The sequence below is a fragment of the Mycobacterium sp. 852002-51163_SCH5372311 genome (assembly GCF_001667115.1).
Classification (GTDB): Bacteria; Actinomycetota; Actinomycetes; order Mycobacteriales; family Mycobacteriaceae; genus Mycobacterium.
In genome coordinates, this window is record NZ_LZIJ01000176.1 from 1 (window position 1) to 20,869 (window position 20,869).

Here is a 20,869-nt window from a genome sequence, read left to right on the forward strand (position 1 = left end):
CGCCCAACGCCACGCCCAGTCCGCCGATCGGATGTAGCCGGCCGCGGAACACCGCCAGCAGCAGCCAGCAAACCAACACCATGATTATGAGTACGCCGATGGCGCGCGTCAGTGACAAGACCGCGGTGGTGTGATCGCCCAGCCCCAGGAGAATCCCCACTTGCCCGGTGCCCAGAGCCAGCAGCGTGGGTGGTGACATCCAACTGCGCACCACGTTGGCCGTTCCGAGGGTGAATATCCACCCGAATCCGAGCCCGCTGACCCAGCCGACGACGGCCATCACCGCCAGCGTCAGTCCCGACATGGCCCCACCGGCCAGCAGCAGCGCCTTCAGCGTGCCCCCGCAGCGATAGGCCAGCGCCATCGTGACGAAACCCAGCGCCAGCAGCGACGGCAGCTTCACCTGCGACGACAGCACGATCAGGATCGCACCCGCCACCAGCATGCCCAACGGCTCCCAGTCCGGGCCGATGCGCCACGACGTGGGCATCAGCCGTGTTGAGTCAAGGCCACGCAGCGCGAATTCCGCGCCGCTGAGCATCAGCCCGAGCATCAGCGCCTCGTTGTGGATGCCGGCGACCAGATGCATGATCAGCAACGGGTTGGCCGCGCCCAGCCACAGCGCGCTGACCTCGGCAACACCGCACCGCCTGGCCAGTCGGGGTGTGGCCCAGACGATCAGCCCCACGCCGATCAGCACCACCAGCCGATGGCAGAGCACCGCCGCGACGATGTTCTCTCCGGTCAGCGCCGAAATTCCGCGCCCGATCCATAAAAACAGTGGGCCGTAGGGCGCCGGTGTTTCTCGCCACAGGCTGGGAACCGACAGGGTGAAGACGTGGCCGAGACCCAGCCCCGACGCCGGTCCTACTCGGTAAGGGTCGAGCCCCTCCAGCGAGATTTGGCTTTGCGCGAGGTAGGAGTAGACGTCCTTGCTGTACATCGGCGGCGCGATCAACAGCGGCAGCACCCACAACAGCAGGGTGCGGTCCAACTCGCCGCGCGACATCCGCCGGTCGCCGAGGGCGAAGCGGCCGAGCATCAGCCAGGCGAGCGCCATCATGACCGCTCCGGTCGTCGTCATCGTCAGCGAGACGGTCTGGATGCGCGACGGCAGGTTGAGCAGCCGGACCCCGAAGGTGGGGTCCTGTACCACGGGCCTGGCCCCGGCACCGAGGGCGCCGATGGCCATCAGCACGGTGCCGGTCGCGCCGAACAGACGAGTGCGTTGAACTGCGGTGATCTCGGTGTCGTTCAGCGGCGAACCCACCGCCTGCTCGTCACCGTGCAGACTGGCGATCGACGAGCTCAGCGTGTGCTGGCGGGCTGCCATCCTCAGGAGCCTAGCCCTGACGACGGTGCGGGCGGCAAAGACGCATTGTTGAGCGCGTCACGTGAGGGCACCCTTGCTGGACCGATTCCCGGAATTGCGTCACACTGGTGTTGTGAAAATCCAATCCGAGCTGGATGCTGCTGTGCCTGCGTCCGCCGCTGCGGGAACGGATGGTCACACCCGGCGTGCCATCGTGCGGTTGCTGCTGGAATCCGGATCCATCACTGCTGGTGAGATCGGTGACCGGCTGGGTCTGTCGGCCGCCGGTGTGCGACGTCATCTCGAGGCGCTGATCGAGGCCGGCGACGCCGAGGCTGTACCGGCCGCCGCATGGCAGCAGGTGGGACGCGGGCGGCCCGCGAAGCGCTATCGGTTGACCTCGGCTGGTCGGAGCAAGCTCGAGCACTCCTACGACGACTTGGCGGTCGCCGCCATGCGGCAGCTACGGGAGATCGGCGGTGACGACGCGGTGCGTACGTTCGCCCGGAAACGGATCGACTCGATCCTGTCCGGTGTCGAAGCGGCCGGCAGCGACGACGACACCGATGTCGAGGCCGCCGCCGTACGCGTCGCCGACGCATTGACCAAGGCCGGCTACGTCGCCACCACGACGGAGGTGGGCGGGCCGATCCATGGCGTGCAGATCTGCCAGCACCACTGTCCGGTGTCCCACGTCGCCGAGGAATTTCCGGAGCTGTGCGAAGCCGAACAGCAGGCCATGGCGGAGGTGCTCGGAACGCATGTGCAACGGTTGGCCACGATCGTCAACGGTGACTGCGCCTGCACCACCCACGTGCCGCTCACTCAAGCAGCGCTTAGCAAAGCGGCCAGCAAGACCTAGCACTAAGACGGCGCCCAGCCCGCGCCGGACACACGACGAACTCAAAGGAGCGTCCCTATGACCATGACGCCAGAGGCCAGCAAGACGGCTACCCAGCCGCTGACTCAGGCCGAGGCGATCGCCTCCCTGAGCCGCTATGGCTATGGCTGGGTGGACTCCGACGCCGCCGGCGCCAGCGCGCAGCGTGGGCTGTCCGAGGCGGTGGTTCGCGACATCTCGGCGAAGAAAAACGAGCCCGAGTGGATGCTGAACAACCGGCTCAAGGCGCTGCGCATCTTCGAGCGCAAGCCAATGCCGACGTGGGGCTCCAATCTCGGTGGTATCGACTTCGACAACATCAAGTACTTCGTGCGGTCGACCGAAAAGCAGGCAGCGTCTTGGGACGATTTGCCAGAAGACATCAAAAACACCTATGACCGCTTAGGAATTCCCGAGGCAGAAAAGCAAAGACTGGTTGCTGGAGTAGCCGCGCAGTATGAGTCAGAAGTTGTTTACCACCAGATCAGAGAGGATTTAGAGGCTCAAGGAGTCATATTCTTGGACACTGACACTGGTTTGCGGGAGCACCCGGAAATATTTCAGAAATACTTCGGAACGGTAATTCCGGCGGGCGATAATAAGTTTTCTGCATTGAATACCGCAGTTTGGAGTGGCGGGTCGTTCATTTACGTCCCGCCGGGTGTGCATGTCGACATTCCGTTGCAGGCCTACTTCCGGATCAACACCGAGAACATGGGCCAGTTCGAGCGAACCCTGATCATCGTCGACGAGAACGCTTACGTCCACTACGTGGAAGGCTGCACAGCGCCCGTTTACAAGTCGGATTCACTGCACTCGGCCGTGGTCGAAATCATCGTAAAGCCCGGTGGCCGGTGCCGTTACACGACGATCCAGAACTGGTCGGCCAACGTCTACAACCTGGTCACCAAGCGGGCCCGGGCCGAGGCCGGGGCCACCATGGAGTGGGTCGACGGCAACATCGGGTCGAAGGTGACCATGAAGTACCCGGCGGTCTGGATGACCGGCGAGCACGCCAAGGGCGAGGTACTTTCGGTGGCGTTCGCCGGCGAAGACCAGCATCAGGACACCGGCGCCAAGATGCTGCACCTGGCGCCGAACACGTCGAGCAACATCGTGTCCAAGTCGGTGGCACGCGGCGGCGGCCGCACGTCCTACCGCGGCCTGGTGCAGGTGAACAAGGGCGCGCACGGTTCCAGGTCGAGTGTGAAATGCGATGCGCTGCTGGTCGATACGATCAGTCGCAGCGACACCTACCCCTATGTCGACATCCGCGAAGACGACGTCACGATGGGGCACGAGGCCACCGTCTCGAAGGTCAGCGAAAACCAGCTCTTCTACCTGATGAGCCGCGGCCTCACCGAGGACGAGGCGATGGCGATGGTGGTGCGCGGGTTCGTGGAGCCGATCGCCAAGGAACTGCCCATGGAGTATGCGCTGGAGCTCAACCGGCTGATCGAGCTGCAGATGGAAGGCGCGGTCGGCTAGTGACGGAATTGACTGCAGCGGTTGAGGGTTCGTCACTAGCCGCTGCCAATAAAGGCGAGCTGTTCGCGTCCTTCGACGTGGACGCCTTTGAGGTCCCGCACGGCCGCGACGAGATCTGGCGGTTCACGCCGCTCAAGCGATTGCGCGGCCTGCACGACGGCTCCGCACGGGCCACCGGTAGCGCCCAGATCGCCGTCAGCGAGCAGCGGGGCGTGCAGATCGAAACCGTACGCCGCGGTGACGAGCGGCTGGGCCAGGGCGGTGTTCCCGCTGACCGGGTTGCCGCTCAAGCGTTTTCGTCGTTCAACTCGGCGACGCTGGTCACCGTCGGACAGGCCGCCGAGCCGGTGAACATCACGATCACCGGGCCGGGCCAGGGCGCGGTGGCTTACGGGCATTTGCAAATCCGGGTGGAGGAACTCGGCGAGGCTGTCGTCGTCATCGACAACCGGGGCAGCGGAACGTACGCCGACAACCTGGAATTCGTCCTCGCCGACGCTGCCCGGCTGACCGTGGTGTGGATCGCCGACTGGGCCGACGACGCGGTTCATCTCAGCGCGCACCACGCAAAGCTCGGCAAGGACGCGGTGCTGCGGCATGTCAACGTCACGCTCGGCGGCGAGGTGGTGCGGATGACGGGCAATGTGCGTTTCGATGCACCCGGTGGGGACGCCGAGCTGTTGGGCCTGTATTTCGCCGACGACGGCCAGCACCTCGAGTCGCGGCTGCTGGTCGACCACGCCCAGCCCGATTGCCGATCCAATGTGTTGTATAAAGGTGCGCTGCAAGGAGATCCGGCATCGCACCTGCCCGACGCCCACACGGTCTGGGTGGGCGACGTGCTGATCCGCGCGGCAGCCACCGGCACCGACACCTTCGAGGTGAACCGTAACCTGGTGCTCACCGACGGTGCGCGTGCCGACTCGGTGCCCAACCTGGAGATCGAGACCGGCGAGATCGTCGGCGCCGGGCACGCCAGTGCCACCGGACGTTTCGATGACGAGCAGTTGTTCTACCTGCGTTCCCGCGGCATCCCCGAAGAGCAGGCCCGCCGACTGGTGGTGCGTGGCTTCTTCGGCGGGATCATCTCCAAGATCGCGGTGCCCCAAGTGCGGGAACGCCTCACCGCAGCCATCGAGCACGAACTGGAACTGACCGAAAAGATGGAAAAGACACCAGCCTCATGACCACATTGGAAATCAAAGACCTGCACGTCAGTGTTGAAAATCCCAACGCTGCCGCCGACGGGGAGCGGGAGATTCCCATCCTCAACGGCGTTGACCTGACCGTGAAATCCGGTGAGACGCATGCGTTGATGGGTCCCAACGGCTCTGGTAAGTCCACGCTGTCCTACGCCATCGCCGGGCATCCCAAATACCGCGTGACGTCGGGCTCGATCACACTGGACGGCGCCGACCTACTGGCCATGAGCGTTGACGAGCGCGCGCGGGCGGGCGTGTTTCTGGCCATGCAGTACCCCGTCGAGGTGCCAGGTGTCTCGGTGTCGAACTTCCTGCGCTCGGCGGCGACGGCCATTCGGGGCGAGCCGCCCAAGTTGCGGCACTGGGTGAAAGAGGTCAAGGCCGCGATGGCGGGGCTCGATGTCGACCCCGCATTCGCCGAGCGCAATGTGAACGAGGGTTTCTCCGGTGGCGAGAAGAAGCGCCACGAGATCCTGCAGCTGGAGTTGCTCAAACCCAAGATCGCCATTCTCGACGAGACCGACTCCGGCCTGGACGTCGACGCGCTGCGGGTGGTCAGCGAGGGCGTGAACCGCTACGCCGAAACCGAGCACGGTGGCCTCCTGCTGATCACGCACTACACCCGCATCCTGCGCTACATCCACCCCGAATACGTGCACGTGTTCGTCGGCGGCCGCATCGCCGAGTCCGGCGGCCCGGAGCTGGCAGACGAACTCGAGCAGAACGGCTACGAGCGCTTTACCCAGTCCGATGGCGGCGACGCAGCGGCTTCGCCGCGCTTAGGATCGCCGCGGGCCGATGGCGGCGACCCGCAGCGCCCGGCTTCGCCGAGCTCGCGATCGCCGCGGGCCGATGGCGGCGACCCGCAGCGCCCGGCTTCGCCGAGCTCGCGATCGCCGCGGACGGCGGCAACCGGGGCGTAAGCATGGATGCTACTGTGACGCGGCTTGACCTGGCGGCGATCCGTGCCGATTTCCCGATTCTGAAGCGTGTCATGCGCGGCGGAAAACAGTTGGCTTATCTGGATTCCGGTGCGACGTCGCAGCGGCCCCTGCAGGTCCTGGATGCCGAACGCGAGTTCCTGACGACCTCCAACGGCGGGGTACACCGCGGAGCGCATCAGCTGATGGAAGAGGCCACCGACGCCTACGAGCAGGGACGCGCCGACATCGCAGCCTTCGTCGGCGCCGACGCAGACGAGCTGGTTTTCACCAAGAATGCCACCGAATCGCTCAATCTAATCTCGTATGTGCTGGGGGACAACCGCTTCGAGCGCGCCGTCGGCCCCGGTGATGTTATTGTCACCACCGAACTCGAACACCACGCCAACCTGGTCCCGTGGCAGGAGCTGGCCCGACGCAGCGGAGCCACCTTGCGCTGGTACGGCGTCACCGACGAGGGCCGCATCGACCTGGACTCGCTGCAACTCGACGACCGCGTCAAAGTCGTTGCCTTCAGCCATCATTCGAATGTGACGGGCGCGCTGGCACCGGTGCACGAACTGGTCTCCCGCGCCAACGAAGTTGGTGCGCTCACCGTGCTGGACGCCTGCCAGTCGGTGCCGCACCGGCCGGTCGACCTGCACGCGCTGAACGTCGACTTCGCGGCGTTCTCCGGCCATAAAATGCTGGGCCCCAACGGGATCGGCGTCCTGTACGGGCGCCGCGAGCTGCTGGAGGCGATGCCGCCGTTTCTTACCGGTGGTTCCATGATCGAGACGGTCGCCATGGAAAGCTCAACCTACGCACCGCCACCGCAACGTTTCGAGGCCGGTACTCCGATGACTTCCCAGGTCGTCGGGTTAGCCGCGGCGGCACGGTATTTGAGCGCAATCGGTATGGAGGCGGTCGAGGCCCACGAACGCGAGCTGGTAACCGCTGCGCTGACGGGCCTGTCCGGAGTCGACGGTGTCCGCATCATCGGCCCGGCATCGATGGAAAACCGTGGCTCGCCGGTGTCATTCGTCGTCGATGGCGTGCATGCGCACGACGTCGGGCAGGTGCTCGACGACGACGGCGTCGCCGTGCGGGTCGGGCATCACTGCGCTTTGCCCCTGCATCGCAGGTTCGGCCTGGCGGCCACCGCGCGCGCGTCGTTCGCGGTGTACAACACGCTCGACGAGGTCGACCGCCTGGTGGCCGGTGTGCGGCATGCGCTGGACTTCTTCGGGAGAGCCTGACGTGCGCCTGGAGCAGATGTATCAGGACGTGATCCTCGATCACTACAAGCATCCGCAGCATCGCGGGCTGCGAGAACCGTTCGGCGCCGAGGTTTTTCACGTCAACCCGGTGTGCGGCGACGAGGTCACGCTGCGGGTCGCGCTGTCTGACGACGGCGCCGGCGTCGCCGACGTCTCCTACGACGGGCAGGGCTGCTCGATCAGCCAGGCCTCGACGTCGGTGCTTGCCCAGCAGGTGATCGGTCAGAGCGTGCCCGAGGCGCTGAAGACCATCGAGGCGTTTACTGAAATGGTGTCCTCGCGCGGAAACGTGCAGGGCGACGAGGAAGTCCTGGGCGACGGAGTAGCGTTCGCCGGTGTAGCCAAATACCCGGCGCGGGTGAAGTGTGCGTTGCTCGGGTGGATGGCTTTCAAGGATGCGCTGGTCCAGGCCAGCGCGGCAATAGAGGCGTCCGCGCCGGGCCATCGAGGAGGTTGATAGATGAGCGAAACGGCCGTACCCGACGAGGAATTGCTGGCCGACGTCGAAGAGGCCATGCGCGACGTCGTCGACCCCGAGCTGGGGATCAACGTCGTCGACCTTGGGCTGGTCTACGGGATGGGTCTGGAGGAGAGCGACGAAGGCACGGTCGCGCTGATAGACATGACGCTGACGTCGGCTGCCTGCCCGCTGACCGATGTCATTGAGGACCAGTCGCGCAGCGCGCTGGTCGGCAGTGGCCTGGTCAACGACTTGCGGATCAACTGGGTCTGGAACCCGCCGTGGGGGCCGGACAAGATCACCGAGGACGGGCGCGAGCAGCTGCGCGCCCTCGGCTTCACCGTCTGAGATCCAGGCAGGCCGGCCCGCGAGGCCGACAAGCCAGCTCTTTTAGTCGCGCCCGCATTTACCGTTGTTGGCTGGTCGCAGGTTGATCGTCGTCGCCTGCAACGCGCCGCCACTGTCCTTGGTGCCCTTGGCTGTCATGCACTTGCCCTGAGTGATCGCCTGGGTGTCGGCCGGGGCCCGCTTGGTGTACTTGGTCTTGTCGTCGACCGCCACGGCAGTTTGGGAGGGATTGCCGTTGGCATCGGTGCTGGTGACGTTGATGGTGTTACCCGACACGGAGGCGACGCTGCCGGCGACGTCTGGTTTCTTCCCGGACGGGGTTGACGGACTCGGTGTCGGCGACGGGCTGGATGGTGCAGTAGTCGTCGAATCCGGCGCGGACTCCTTGCCCGTCGGGCATTTGCCGTCAACGGCCTGGCTCACGCGCACGGTTGCCGCGGTGATCGGTTTGCCGCCGTGAGACCCGTGGGCCGACCGTATGCTGACGCAGCTGCCCGGGGTTACGTCGGTCAGCGCCGCCGTGCTGACCTCGGTGACCTTGGTCGACCCGGTGAAGTTGACCGTTGCGTTGCCGCTTTTCTGGGTGACCTGGGCGGAGTTGCCCGACACCGAGGCGATCATTCCGCTGACATGCGATTCACCACTGGGCGGCGCGGACGTCGTCGCGGTGGTCCCCGAGCTGGCCGCCGTGGTCCCCGCCGACGAGGTCGCGCTGGGTGGGTTGCTGCTCGAGCTACAGGCCGCGAGGGAAAGCGCGGTGGCGCCGGTCACGGCAAGGATCGCGACCCGGTTCGGTCGCGCCGATATGGCAGGCATCAACGTTTCTCCGTTCGTGAGTTGGTCTCGACGATCGGGTTTACTCCACGGACCTGTGCGCAGTCTGTGTGTTAGAAGGCTTCCTCAGGCAGACTCATGATCTCGTCGTCGATCGAATCAATGATGCCGCGCAACGACGTCAGCCTGGGCAGCATGTTCTTCGCGAAGAACGCTGCGGTCGCGATCTTGCCCTGATAGAAGGCTTCGTCGCCGGCGGCGGGCCCGCTCTCCAGCGCGGCGCGCGCGATCTCGGCCTGCGCTAGTAGCCGCCACCCGATGAGCAGGTCGCCGACGGCCAGCAGATACCGAACGGAGGCGAGGCCGACCTTGTATATGTCGGTGGGCTGTTCGGCGGCGGACATCAGGTACCCGGTCAGCGCGCCCGTCATCGCCGTGACATCCTCGAGGGCCGTTTGCAGGAACTCGACCTGGGGTTTCAGCGACTCATGACAGTGCTCGATGGTGTGGGTGATTTGGGCCGTCACATGCTGCAGCGCCTGGCCGTGGTCACGAACGATCTTGCGGAAGAAGAAGTCCAGGGCCTGGATGGCGGTGGTGCCTTCGTAGAGCGAGTCGATCTTGGAGTCGCGCAGATACTGTTCGATCGGGTAGTCGGTCAGGAAGCCCGAGCCGCCCAGCGTCTGCAGCGATTCGGTCAGGATCTCAAAGGCCCGTTCCGAACTCGCACCCTTGACGATTGGTAACAGCAGATCGTCGACGCGGTGGGCCATGTCCGGGTCCGCGCCCGAAACCCGTTGTGCGACTTCGTTATCCTGGTGCGCCGCCGCATACAGATACAGCGCCCGCAGGCCCTCTGCGTAAGCCTTCTGCGTCATCAGGCTGCGGCGCACGTCGGGGTGGTGCATGATCGTGACGCGCGGCGCGGTCTTGTCGGTCATCTGAGTCATATCCGCGCCTTGAATCCGCTCTTTCGCATAGGCCAGAGCGTTCAAGTAGCCGGTGGACAGTGTGCCGGACGCCTTGACTCCGATGGTCATGCGGGCGCTCTCGATCACGGTGAACATCTGCGCGATTCCGTTGTGCACGTCGCCCACCAGGTAGCCGACCGCGGGCACATCGGTTGCGCCAAAAGTCAATTCGCACGTCGGCGAGGATTTCAGACCCATCTTGTGTTCCAGCCCGGTGACGAAAACCCCATTGCGGGAACCGAGTTCGAAGGTGTCGGGATCGAAGAGGTAGTTCGGCACGTAGAACAGGCTCAAGCCTTTGGTACCGGGCCCGGCGCCTTCGGGCCGGGCCAGCACCAGATGGAAGATGTTCTCGGCAGTGTCACCGACGTCTCCGCCGGAGATGAACCGTTTGACGCCCTCGATGTGCCAGGTGCCGTCCGGCTGCTGGATGGCTTTGGTCCGGCCGGCACCCACGTCGGAGCCCGCATCGGGTTCGGTCAGCACCATGGTGGCCTGCCAGCCGCGCTCCATGCCTTCGGCGGCCCAACGTTTCTGCTCCTCGTTGCCCTCGATGTAGAGAGCGCGGGCCATCGGCGGGCCCAAGAGGAAGAAGCAGGCAGAGGGATTGGCGCAGTAGATCAGTTCGTTGACCGCCCAGGTCAGCGGCGGCGGAGCGGCGATGCCGCCGATCTCCTCGGGTAGCCCCAGTCGCCACCACCCGGCCTCTTTGATCGCCTCGACCGACTTGGCCAGGTCCGCCGGGACACTGATGGTGTGGGTGGCCGGGTCGAATACGGGTGGGTGGCGGTCGGCATAGGCAAACGATTCGGCGATCGGCCCTTCGGCCAGGCGAGCGGCTTCCGTCAAAATTGTCCGGACGGTGTCGGCGTCCATGTCGCTGTACTGTCCCGTGCCCAGAACAGCGCCTACGTCAAGGACCTCGAACAGGTTGAACTCGAGATCGCGGACGTTGGCGATGTAGTGGCCCAATGCGGTTACCTCGCTGCTCGGTGAAGGTGGCGGCTGATTGTGTGCTAAGTGTGTCTGACTTGGGAAAATGTACGCAACCGTAACCTGCGAGAACGGGTGGCGAGTTGAGGAAGCTGCGGCGTCTGCGTAGGTTCGCTCGCGTCGAGTGCGCGGTAAGGCTTTGATTCTGCGGTGAGGGCGCGACTTCCTCCCAAAAACTCGCCCTGATCGCAGAGTGAACACCCTCAATTCACTCTTGTACCGCGCTAGGTGGTCGCTCGGGAACAATTGGCTCGTCACCCCGCGTTACCGGGACGTGACTACCCAAGACCTCACTGCTGCGCAGTTCAACGAAACCATCAACAGCAACGACATCGTGCTGGTCGACTTCTGGGCATCCTGGTGCGGACCGTGCCGAGCGTTCGCGCCGACGTTCGAGGCGTCTTCGCAGAAGCATCCCGACGTGGTACACGCCAAAGTAGACACCGAAGCCGAACAACAGCTGGCCGCTGCCGCCCAGATCCGGTCCATTCCCACCCTGATGGCCTTCAAGAAAGGCAAGTTGCTGTTCAACCAGCCCGGGGCGCTACCGCCGGCAGCTCTGGAGGACCTGGTACAGCAGGTCAAGGCCTTCGACGTGGACGCCGCAGAAGCTCAGGAACCTCGAGAAGTCTGATGCAGCGCCGTCCGACTGGGCACGCGCTACCTTTCTAACGTGAATTTGGTCCTCGTTGAACACCCGCGCCCAGGGGTCGCACTGATAACTCTCAACCGGCCCGAGCGGATGAATTCGATGGCATTCGACGTCATGGTGCCGCTCAAAGAAGCCCTGGAGCAGGTCACCTACGACAATTCCGTCCGAGTGGTCGTGCTGACCGGCGCGGGTAGGGGATTCTCCTCCGGCGCGGATCACAAGTCCGCAGGTGCGGTGCCCAACGTCGAAGGTCTGACCCGGCCGACGTATGCGCTGCGGTCCATGGAACTCCTCGACGAGGTCATCCTGGCACTGCGGCGGCTGCACCAGCCGGTGATCGCCGCGGTCAACGGCCCGGCCATCGGCGGCGGGCTGTGCCTGGCGCTGGCCGCCGACATCCGCGTGGCCTCGACCACCGCCTATTTCCGGGCCGCGGGGATCAATAACGGGCTGACCGCCAGCGAACTGGGACTGAGCTACCTGTTGCCGAGAGCCATCGGGTCCTCTCGCGCGTTCGAGATCATGCTGACCGGTCGCGACGTCAGCGCCGAGGAGGCCGAGCGGATCGGCCTGGTGTCGAATCAGGTACCGGAGGAACAGCTGCTGGACACCTGCTATGCGATCGCCGCGCGGATCGCGATGTTCTCGCGCCCGGGAATCGAGTTGACCAAACGCACACTGTGGAGTGGACTGGACGCCGGTAGCCTGGAAGGGCACATGCAAGCCGAAGGCTTGGGACAGCTTTTCGTCCGTCTGCTCACCGCCAACTTCGAAGAAGCGGTTGCCGCGCGTGCGGAACGACGACCGCCGGTGTTCACCGACGACAAATAACCAACGGGAGCTCGATCGTGATCACGGCTACGGACCTTGAGGTCCGCGCTGGTGCGCGCATCCTGCTCTCACCGGACGGGCCGGCCTTGCGGATACAACCCGGCGATCGCATCGGATTGGTCGGCCGCAACGGCGCTGGCAAGACCACCACGCTGCGCATCCTGGCCGGTGAAACCGAACCATACGCGGGGTCGGTCACCCGAACCGGCGAAATCGGTTACCTGCCACAGGATCCGAAAGAGGGCGACCTCGATGTGCTGGCCCGCGACCGGGTACTGTCCGCCCGCGGGTTGGACGTGCTGCTGACCGATCTGGAGAAGCAGCAGGCGCTGATGGCCGAGGTTGCCGACGACGACGCACGCGATCGTGCGATCCGCCGTTACGGTCAGCTCGAGGAACGTTTCGTCGCACTCGGCGGCTACGGCGCCGAAAGCGAAGCCGGCCGCATCTGCGCCAGTCTCGGCCTGCCCGAACGGGTGCTAACTCAGCAATTGCGCACCCTGTCCGGTGGCCAGCGCCGTCGGGTGGAGCTGGCGCGCATTCTGTTCGCCGCTTCCGACACCGGCGCAGGATCGTCCACCACACTGCTGCTCGACGAGCCGACCAACCACCTTGACGCGGATTCGCTTGGCTGGCTTCGGGATTTCCTGCGGAACCATACCGGGGGTCTGGTGGTCATCAGCCACAACGTCGACTTGATCGCCGACGTGGTCAACCGGGTGTGGTACCTCGATGCCGTGCGGGGCGAGGTCGACATCTACAACATGGGCTGGCAGAAGTATCTCGATGCCCGGGCCACCGACGAACAGCGTCGCCGCCGGGAGCGCACGAACGCCGAACGCAAGGCCGCGGCGTTGCGCACCCAGGCCGCCAAGCTGGGCGCTAAGGCTACCAAAGCCGTTGCGGCGCAGAACATGTTGCGCCGTGCGGATCGGATGATGGCCGCACTCGACGAAGAGCGGGTCGCCGACAAGGTGGCCCGAATCAAGTTCCCGACGCCGGCCGCGTGCGGGCGCACACCGCTGGTGGCCAAGGGCCTGAGCAGGACGTACGGGTCGCTCGAGGTGTTCACCGGCGTCGATCTGGCCATCGACCGCGGTTCGCGGGTGGTGGTGCTGGGACTCAACGGTGCCGGCAAGACCACGCTGCTGCGACTGCTGGCCGGCGTCGAGAAGCCCGACACCGGGGTGTTCGAACCCGGACACGGTTTGCGCATCGGCTATTTCGCGCAGGAGCACGACACCCTGGACAACGATGCGACCGTCTGGCAGAACATCCGGCACGCCGCACCCGAATCCGGCGAACAGGATCTGCGCGGCCTCCTCGGGGCGTTCATGTTCAGCGGTCCGCAGCTCGACCAACCCGCGGGCACGCTGTCCGGCGGCGAGAAAACCCGGCTCGCGCTGGCCGGCCTGGTGGCGTCCACGGCCAACGTCTTGCTGCTCGACGAGCCGACCAACAACCTCGACCCCGCCTCGCGCGAGCAAGTGCTCGACGCGCTGCGCAGCTACCGCGGTGCGGTGGTACTGGTGACCCACGACCCCGGGGCGGCCGAGGCGCTGGACCCGCAGCGCGTCGTGCTGTTGCCCGACGGCACCGAGGACTATTGGTCCGACGAGTACCGGGACCTGATCGAGTTGGCCTGATTAATCGCCGAGCCGCAACCAGTTTCGGCAAAACCGCCGCGCTATCGCCGACAGGTTTCTACGCTAAGTGCTTGCCGATCGTGTTGCAGCGTGGAGGGGGGCCCGTGAGAAACCCGACCAGGAAGTCGAAGAAGACACGCGATCAGGTGTTGCACGAATTGCGCAATGCCTATGAAGGCGGGGCCAGTATCCGCAAGCTGGTGGCCACCACCGGCAGATCATACGGATCCGTCCACAGCATGCTGCTCGAATCGGGCACGACGTTGCGCAGCCGCGGCGGCCCGAATCACGTGTCCCGTCCTCGGTACTAGACGCCGAGCAGACGCAAAAGCACGCGACACTCCAGACGTTTGTGTGCTTTTGCGTCTGCTCGCGGCCGAAATCAACCGCGCCGCACCGAGTTTTCCACCAGGTCGAGAACGGCGGTGAGCCGTTGCGGGTCTTCGCCCGACGCCAGCCGGGCCACCAGCCCGTCGAGCACGAGTTCCAGATAGCACTGCAACACGTCGCCCGGAACGTCGTCGCGTACCCGGTGGGCCTCCTTCTGTCTGCGCAGCCGTTCGGTCGTCGCCGCGGCCAGCTCCGCGGACCGTTCCGCCCACCCGCGGCTGAACTCGGGGTCGTTGCGCAGCTTGCGGGCGATCTCCAACCTGGTGGCCAGCCAGTCGAACTGGTCGGGGGCGGCGAGCATGTCGCGCATCACCTGGATCAGGCCCTCGCGTGACGCGACGTCGGCCATCCGTTCCGCATCCTGGTGTGCCAGCTCGAAAAACAGCGCGTCCTTGTCCCGGAAGTGATGGAAGATCGCCCCGCGGGACATTCCGATTGCCTGTTCCAGACGCCGGACCGTCGCCTTGTCGTAGCCGTATTCGGCGAAGCAACGGCGAGCGCCGTCGAGGATCTGACGACGGCGAGCCGCCAGATGGTCCTCGCTGACCTTAGGCACGTGATGACTGCGTAGCTGGGCTCGGGTTCCGGTGTCAGCTGGACTTCAGCATGTTGCGCAGTACGTACTGCAGGATGCCGCCGTTGCGGTAGTAGTCGGCCTCACCGGGGGTGTCGATGCGAACCTTGGCGTCGAACTCTATGGGGTCCGAGCCATCCTTGGTGGCTTTGACCTTCACCGTCTTGGGCGTCTTGCCGTTGTTCAGCTCTTCGATACCGGTGATGTCGAAGACCTCGGTGCCGTCCAGTCCCAGCGACTCTGCCGACTCGCCGTCCGGGAACTGTAGCGGGATGACGCCCATGCCGATCAAGTTGGAGCGGTGGATGCGTTCGAACGACTCGGTGATCACCGCGCGCACCCCCAACAACAACGTGCCCTTGGCGGCCCAGTCGCGGGACGAGCCGGAACCGTATTCCTTACCCCCCAACACCACCAGCGGAATGTCCTCTGCCGCATAGTTTTGCGCTGCGTCATAGATGAATGCCTGCGGGGCATCATCTTTGGTGAAGTCGCGAGTGTAGCCGCCGGCCACGTCGTCCAACAGTTGGTTGCGCAGCCGGATGTTGGCGAACGTGCCGCGAATCATCACTTCGTGGTTGCCGCGCCGGGACCCGAAGGAGTTGTAGTCCTTGCGTTCGACGCCGTGCTCGTCGAGGTACTGCGCGGCCGGGGTGCCCGGCTTGATGGCGCCGGCGGGGGAGATGTGGTCGGTGGTCACCGAGTCACCCAGCAGTGCCAGCACGCGGGCGCCTTTGATGTCGCTGACCGGCTCGGGCTCCGCGGACATCCCCTCGAAGTACGGCGGCTTGCGCACGTACGTCGAATCCTGGTCCCACTCAAAGGTATTGCCGCTCGGTGTCGGCAGGTTGCGCCAGCGCTCGTCGCCCTTGAACACGTCGGCGTAGTTCTTGGTGAACATCTCCTGGTTGATCGCTGAGGCGATGGTGTCGGAGACGTCCTTCTGCGAGGGCCAGATGTCCTTGAGATAGACGTCGTTGCCATCCTTGTCCTGACCCAGCGGCTGCTCGTCGAAGTCGAAATCCATGGTTCCGGCCAGCGCGTAGGCGACCACCAGTGGCGGCGACGCCAGGTAGTTCATCTTCACGTCCGGGTTGATGCGGCCCTCGAAGTTGCGGTTGCCGGACAACACGGCGGCCACGGAAAGATCATTGTCGTTGACCGCCTTCGAGATTTCCTCGGGCAGCGGGCCGGAGTTGCCGATACAGGTGGTGCAGCCGTAGCCGACAAGGTAGAAGCCGAGCTTCTCCAGATACGGCCACAGGCCGGCCTTGTCGTAGTAGTCGTTGACCACCTGCGAGCCCGGGGCCATCGTCGTCTTCACCCACGGCTTGGAGGCCAGCCCCTTTTCCACGGCGTTGCGTGCCAACAGCGCCGCGCCCAACATCACCTCCGGGTTGGAGGTGTTGGTGCACGACGTGACGGCGGCGATCACCACCGCGCCGTGGTCGAGCACGAATTCGCCGAGTTCGTCGGACTTGACCGTCACGGGGTCGCTCACCCGGCCCTTGGAATTCGCGGCGGCCGACTCCACCTTTTCGGCGTGGTCGTCGGCGTGGCCGTTGGAAATTCGCCCCGGGTCGCTGGCCGGGAACGACTCGTCCACCAGCTCGTCGAGCTTGGAGTACTCCTTCTTGTCGGGGTCGTCACCGACGTAGTCGCAAATCTGTTCGCGGAAAGTGGATTTGGCGTCCTTCAGCGCGATGCGGTCCTGCGGGCGCTTCGGACCGGCGATCGACGGCACCACGTCGGACAGGTCGAGCTCGAGGTATTCGGAGAACTTCGGCTCGTGCTTGGGGTCATGCCACATGCCCTGCTCTTTGGCGTACGCCTCGACCAGCGCCACCTGCTCGTCGCTGCGGCCGGTGAACTTCAGATACGAGATGGTTTCTTCGTCGATCGGGAAAATGGCTGCGGTGGAACCGAATTCGGGACTCATGTTGCCCAGCGTGGCGCGATTGGCCAGCGGCACCTCGGCCACACCCTCGCCGTAGAACTCGACGAATTTGCCGACGACGCCGTGCTTGCGCAGCATCTCGGTGACGGTCAGCACGACGTCGGTGGCGGTGACGGCCGGCTGGATCTCGCCGGTCAGCTTGAAGCCGACGACCCGCGGGATCAGCATCGACACCGGCTGGCCGAGCATGGCGGCCTCGGCTTCGATGCCGCCCACCCCCCAGCCGAGCACCCCGAGGCCGTTGACCATCGTCGTGTGCGAGTCGGTGCCGACACAGGTGTCGGGGTAAGCCACCCCATCGCGCTCCATGACCACTCGCGCCAGGTATTCGATGTTGACCTGGTGCACGATCCCGGTGCCCGGGGGGACCACCTTGAAATCGTCGAATGCGCCCTGCCCCCAGCGCAGGAACTGGTAGCGCTCACCGTTGCGCTGGTACTCGATCTCGACGTTGCGCTCGAACGCGTCCTCCCGGCCGAACAGGTCGGCGATCACCGAGTGATCGATCACCAGGTCGGCCGGTGCCAGCGGGTTGACCTTCTCGGGCTTGCCGCCCAGATCGCCGATGGCCTCGCGCATGGTGGCCAAGTCCACGATGCAGGGCACGCCCGTGAAGTCCTGCATGACGACGCGCGCCGGCGTGTACTGGATCTCAATACTGGGCTCTGCGTCGGGATCCCAGTTGGCGATGGCCTCGATGTGTTCTTTGGTGATGTTGCTGCCGTCCTCGTTGCGCAGCAGGTTTTCGGCCAGGACCTTGAGGCTGTAAGGGAGTTTTTTGGTGTTGGGGACGGCATCGAGACGGTAGATCTGGTAACTCTTATCGCCGACCTCGAGGGTGTCGCGGGCTCCGAACGAGTTCACCGAATCTTTGCTAGTCACATCAACTCCCGGGGATTAAATTCTTCCGCCGACGGGCTTGGTCGACGGGCCAGTGCTACTTTAACAGTACGCTTGTCCTGCAATAGCGGGCACTCATAGTTCAGTCTTGTCGGGCCGGGCGCGCGTTGGAACCCCTTTCGGCCATGTCGCGTAACGTGCCCATAGCACTCCTGTGGTTGAAGGCCGGAAGGACGCCGATGACCGGGCACATGCTGCCGCTGTACATCCCGCAAGACGTGGACATGACGTTGATCAAGGCCCAGGTGAAGGCCAGCGGTGTCAGTGCGCCGCCCGAGGCGATGCCGGGGCTGCGCCAGGTCCTCGACAAGGCGCACGCCGAAGGCATCAACCTCAAGATCGTGCTGCTCGACCACAACCCGCCCAATGACACCCCGCTGCGGGACATTGCGACCGTGGTCGGCGCCGACTACCCGGACTCGACGGTGTTGACGCTCAGCCCCAGCTTCGTCGGCAGCTACAGCACGCACTATCCGCGAGTCACGCTCGAGGCCGGCGAAGACCACTCCAAGACGGGCAATCCGGTGCAGTCCGCGAATAACTTTTTGCACGAACTGGAAACTCCGGAGTTTCCGTGGACTGGGTTGACCATTTTCCTGCTCCTCGGGGTACTGGCCGCGGCGGTCGGCACTCGATTCATGCAGCTGCGTAGCCGCCGATCAGCAACCTCGCCGCAGGTTGGCGACAGCGACGTGGAAGAGTCCGCCGAAGGCGTCTAAGCACGCGCTTTAATCTTTTCCGGACCTCGCCGGACCGGCTTGGCGGGCGCTGCGCATTCTTCGCGGCAAACGCCGCAGATCACCATTCGGTCACATTAAACACACTTCCAGAACGCAGTTCGTGACTCACGTTTCCACGGCGTCAGATGTGACGTACGGTGCAAATGATGCTCCTGTTGTCTTTGGCGCTTTGTGTGAAAAATGTGACCTGCGCCGCCCGTGTGCGTTAAGCCGTAGGAGACCTGCGAATGAGACGGACCCGTCGTGGCTGTGTTCCGCGACCAGCCGCAAGGTTGGTCCGGCCGGCCATTCCGTCGATCCTGAGCGTCGTCCTGCTGGCTGGTACGACCGGGCTGGCACCCGGTCTGGGCTCAGCCGATCCCGGCGCCGACACGATGGGCGCGCTGATCGCCGAGGTCGCCAAGGCCAACCAACGGCTGGAAGATCTGAGCGCCGAAGTCCAGACCGAACAACAAAGCGTCAACAAGGCGCTTGTCGACGTGGAGACCGCACGTGACAACGCCAGCGCCGCCCAGCATGAGCTGGAGACCAGCCAGCAATCGGTCAAAGACGCCAACACGGCCATCTCCGCTGCTCAACAACGGTTCAACCGCTTCGCGGCGGCAACCTACATGGGCGGCCCGCCGGGCAGCTACCTGAGCGCGAAAAGCCCCGACGAGATCATCGCCACCGCGGCTGCCGCTCAGACCCTGACCGCCGGCTCCCAGACGATGATGGCCAACCTGTTGCGCGCCAGAACGGAACAGGTGAACAAAGAGTCCGCGGCGCGACTGGCCAAGCAGAAGGCCGACAAGGCGGCCGCCGACGCCAAGTCCAGCCAGGATGCGGCGGTCACAGCGCTCACCGAAACCCGGCGCAAGTTCGACCAGCAACGCGAGCAGGTCAATCGGCTGGCCGCCGAACGGGATGCGGCGCAGGCCAGGCTGGAAGCCGCCCGCTGGTCGGCCGGAGGCGGGACCCCTGCGGTCCCGGCGTCGGGCGACCGTTGGGATCCCGGCGCACCCGGGGGACCGCCGCCGCCGGGCGGCCGCAAGTGGGATGGTTGGGACCCCACGTTGCCGGCGATCCCCAGCGCCAACGTGCCCGGCGACCCGATCGCGGTGATCAACCAGGTGCTGGGTGTGTCGGCCACGTCGACACAGGTCACCGCCCAGATGGGGCGCAACTTCCTACAGCAGATCGGCATCCTCAAGCCCAACGACACCGGCATCACCAATGCCCCCAGCGGTCCGAGCCGGATTCCGCGGGTCTACGGGCGGCAGGCCTCCGAGTACGTGATCCGGCGCGGGATGTCGCAGATCGGGGTGCCCTATTCCTGGGGAGGCGGCAACGCGGCCGGCCCCAGCAAGGGCATCGATTCCGGCGCCGGCATCACCGGCTTCGACTGCTCGGGTCTGGTCCTGTACTCGTTTGCCGGGGTGGGCATCAAGCTGCCGCACTACTCGGGTTCGCAATACAACATGGGCCGCAAGATCCCGTCCGCGCAGATGCGCCGCGGCGACGTCATCTTCTACGGCCCGGGCGGCAGTCAGCACGTGACGATCTATCTCGGCGACGGCCAGATGCTCGAGGCTCCCGACGTCGGCTTGAAGGTGCGTGTCGCGCCGGTGCGCACCAGTGGCATGACGCCCTTCGTGGTCCGTTACATCGATTTCTGACGAGGAGCTATGTGCCGCAGACTGTTTCGCTTGATCAACCTGGCCTGGATCACCACCGTGGTGGCCGGGCTGCTGTTGGCTCTCGCCGCCCCGGCGGTGCCGGCAAACGCCGATCCGGGCCAGTGGGACCCCACCCTGCCGGCAACGATCAGTGCCGGAGCGCCCGGAGATCCGCTCGCTGTGGCGAACGCCTCGCTGCAGGCCACGGCTCAGGCCACCCAGACCACGTTCGACTTGGGTAAGCAGTTTCTCGGCGGGCTCGGCATCAACCTCGGCGGCGCTCCGGCCGCCGAGACCACCAGCCCCGGCCGGATCCCCCGGGCCAACGGCCGGCAGGCGATCGAGTACGTGATTCGGCGGGCCGGCTCACAGATGGGCGTCCCCTATTCGTGGGGCGGTGGCTCGCTGGAGGGCCCGAGCAAGGGTGTCGGCGACGGCGCCAACATCAACGGCTTCGACTGCTCAGGCCTGATGCGCTACGCCTTCGCCGGGGTCGGCGTGCTGATCCCGCGGTTCTCCGGCGACCAGTACAACGCCGGCCGCCACATCCCGCAGAACGAGGCCAGGCGCGGTGACCTGATCTTTTACGGTCCCAACGGCAGCCAGCACGTCACCATGTATCTGGGCAACGGCCAGATGCTGGAGGCATCCAGTCTCGCCGGCAAGGTCACCGTGAGCCCGGTGCGCAAGCCCGGCATGACGCCGTTTCTGACCCGGATCATCGAGTACTGAAGCGGCCGGGCGCGGTGGTGATTCGCCAGCGCGGAAGGCTCGGGGGCCGCTGAGGGGGAACGGTGGCGTCGACGGAATCCGAGAGGCCTGGAATAGTTGAACGCGGGCACGTCGCTGCCCCGCGACATTCGGTCGTGTCGGCAGTCGTGTCTGAATGAGCT

18 protein-coding genes and 1 pseudogene are annotated in these 20,869 nt (G+C 65.1%); 14 read left to right on the forward strand and 5 right to left on the reverse strand.

What is annotated here, in order from left to right; all coding sequences use genetic code 11:
• Positions 1-1,333, reverse strand: a 1,333-nt coding sequence (gene mptB, locus A5791_RS20375) for a polyprenol phosphomannose-dependent alpha 1,6 mannosyltransferase MptB (RefSeq protein WP_067240672.1), incomplete at its 3' end; no start/stop codon positions are given.
• 61 nt (positions 1,334-1,394) lie between these two features.
• On the opposite strand from mptB, the gene A5791_RS20380 reads away from it, so the two are divergent.
• From A5791_RS20380 to A5791_RS20410, 7 genes and pseudogenes are all read left to right on the forward strand, one after another.
• Positions 1,395-2,174 (forward strand): metalloregulator ArsR/SmtB family transcription factor, encoded by a 780-nt coding sequence (locus A5791_RS20380; RefSeq protein ID WP_197504742.1) that lies wholly within the window; start codon positions 1,395-1,397, stop codon positions 2,172-2,174.
• Between the two features lie 57 nt (positions 2,175-2,231).
• Complete coding sequence (gene sufB, locus A5791_RS20385; RefSeq protein WP_067240675.1) at positions 2,232-3,680, forward strand: Fe-S cluster assembly protein SufB; 1,449 nt, start codon at positions 2,232-2,234, stop codon at positions 3,678-3,680.
• The gene (sufD, locus tag A5791_RS20390) at positions 3,680-4,867 is read left to right on the forward strand and encodes a Fe-S cluster assembly protein SufD (RefSeq protein ID WP_067240677.1); all 1,188 of its coding nucleotides are present in this window, start codon (positions 3,680-3,682) and stop codon (positions 4,865-4,867) included. Before sufB ends, sufD begins: the two co-directional genes overlap by 1 nt.
• Positions 4,864-5,637 (forward strand): annotated as a pseudogene (gene sufC, locus A5791_RS20395) (Fe-S cluster assembly ATPase SufC); the annotation flags it as partial. The gene sufD and the pseudogene sufC, both read left to right, overlap by 4 nt.
• Positions 5,638-5,807: 170 nt before the next feature.
• Positions 5,808-7,061, forward strand: a complete 1,254-nt coding sequence (locus A5791_RS20400; RefSeq protein ID WP_067240679.1) for a cysteine desulfurase — start codon at positions 5,808-5,810, stop codon at positions 7,059-7,061.
• Positions 7,033-7,539 carry a Fe-S cluster assembly sulfur transfer protein SufU gene (gene sufU / locus A5791_RS20405; protein WP_067240682.1) on the forward strand — a complete coding sequence of 169 codons (507 nt, stop codon included), beginning with the start codon at positions 7,033-7,035 and terminating at the stop codon, positions 7,537-7,539. Before A5791_RS20400 ends, sufU begins: the two co-directional genes overlap by 29 nt.
• Before the next feature lie 3 nt (positions 7,540-7,542).
• Entirely contained in the window at positions 7,543-7,890 is a 348-nt protein-coding gene (locus A5791_RS20410; protein ID WP_067240684.1) for a metal-sulfur cluster assembly factor, read from the forward strand.
• A gap of 42 nt (positions 7,891-7,932) precedes the next feature.
• Here A5791_RS20410 and A5791_RS20415 read toward each other — a convergent pair whose 3' ends face one another.
• On the reverse strand, positions 7,933-8,706 hold the full coding sequence (locus tag A5791_RS20415; RefSeq protein WP_197504743.1) for a DUF5666 domain-containing protein: 774 nt from the start codon (positions 8,704-8,706) through the stop codon (positions 7,933-7,935).
• A gap of 71 nt (positions 8,707-8,777) precedes the next feature.
• Entirely contained in the window at positions 8,778-10,607 is a 1,830-nt protein-coding gene (locus tag A5791_RS20420) for an acyl-CoA dehydrogenase (RefSeq protein WP_067240687.1), read from the reverse strand.
• 295 nt (positions 10,608-10,902) lie between these two features.
• On the opposite strand from A5791_RS20420, the gene trxA reads away from it, so the two are divergent.
• The 4 genes from trxA (at position 10,903) to A5791_RS20440 (ending at position 14,068) form a co-directional block, all read left to right on the forward strand.
• Positions 10,903-11,262, forward strand: coding sequence for a thioredoxin (gene trxA / locus A5791_RS20425; protein WP_067240690.1), 360 nt, complete (start codon positions 10,903-10,905; stop codon positions 11,260-11,262).
• A 15-nt stretch (positions 11,263-11,277) separates the two neighbouring features.
• The gene (locus A5791_RS20430; RefSeq protein ID WP_369828110.1) at positions 11,278-12,111 is read left to right on the forward strand and encodes an enoyl-CoA hydratase; all 834 of its coding nucleotides are present in this window, start codon (positions 11,278-11,280) and stop codon (positions 12,109-12,111) included.
• 17 nt (positions 12,112-12,128) lie between these two features.
• The gene (locus tag A5791_RS20435) at positions 12,129-13,757 is read left to right on the forward strand and encodes an ABC-F family ATP-binding cassette domain-containing protein (RefSeq protein ID WP_067240694.1); all 1,629 of its coding nucleotides are present in this window, start codon (positions 12,129-12,131) and stop codon (positions 13,755-13,757) included.
• A 104-nt stretch (positions 13,758-13,861) separates the two neighbouring features.
• Entirely contained in the window at positions 13,862-14,068 is a 207-nt protein-coding gene (locus A5791_RS20440; protein ID WP_067240696.1) for a helix-turn-helix domain-containing protein, read from the forward strand.
• Between the two features lie 71 nt (positions 14,069-14,139).
• Here A5791_RS20440 and A5791_RS20445 read toward each other — a convergent pair whose 3' ends face one another.
• Complete coding sequence (locus tag A5791_RS20445) at positions 14,140-14,703, reverse strand: TetR/AcrR family transcriptional regulator (protein WP_067240699.1); 564 nt, start codon at positions 14,701-14,703, stop codon at positions 14,140-14,142.
• Between the two features lie 34 nt (positions 14,704-14,737).
• Positions 14,738-17,560, reverse strand: a complete 2,823-nt coding sequence (locus A5791_RS20450) for an aconitate hydratase (protein ID WP_156661527.1) — start codon at positions 17,558-17,560, stop codon at positions 14,738-14,740.
• Between the two features lie 197 nt (positions 17,561-17,757).
• Here A5791_RS20450 and A5791_RS20455 point away from each other — a divergent pair, with 197 nt between their 5' ends.
• From A5791_RS20455 to ripB, 3 genes are all read left to right on the forward strand, one after another.
• Complete coding sequence (locus A5791_RS20455; protein WP_067240703.1) at positions 17,758-18,297, forward strand: DUF6676 family protein; 540 nt, start codon at positions 17,758-17,760, stop codon at positions 18,295-18,297.
• A 248-nt stretch (positions 18,298-18,545) separates the two neighbouring features.
• Positions 18,546-19,976: an NlpC/P60 family peptidoglycan endopeptidase RipA gene (ripA, locus tag A5791_RS20460; protein ID WP_067240706.1), complete on the forward strand. Its 1,431-nt coding sequence runs from the start codon at positions 18,546-18,548 to the stop codon at positions 19,974-19,976.
• 9 nt (positions 19,977-19,985) lie between these two features.
• Positions 19,986-20,708, forward strand: coding sequence for an NlpC/P60 family peptidoglycan endopeptidase RipB (gene ripB, locus A5791_RS20465; RefSeq protein ID WP_067240709.1), 723 nt, complete (start codon positions 19,986-19,988; stop codon positions 20,706-20,708).
• Positions 20,709-20,869 lie beyond the last annotated feature (161 nt).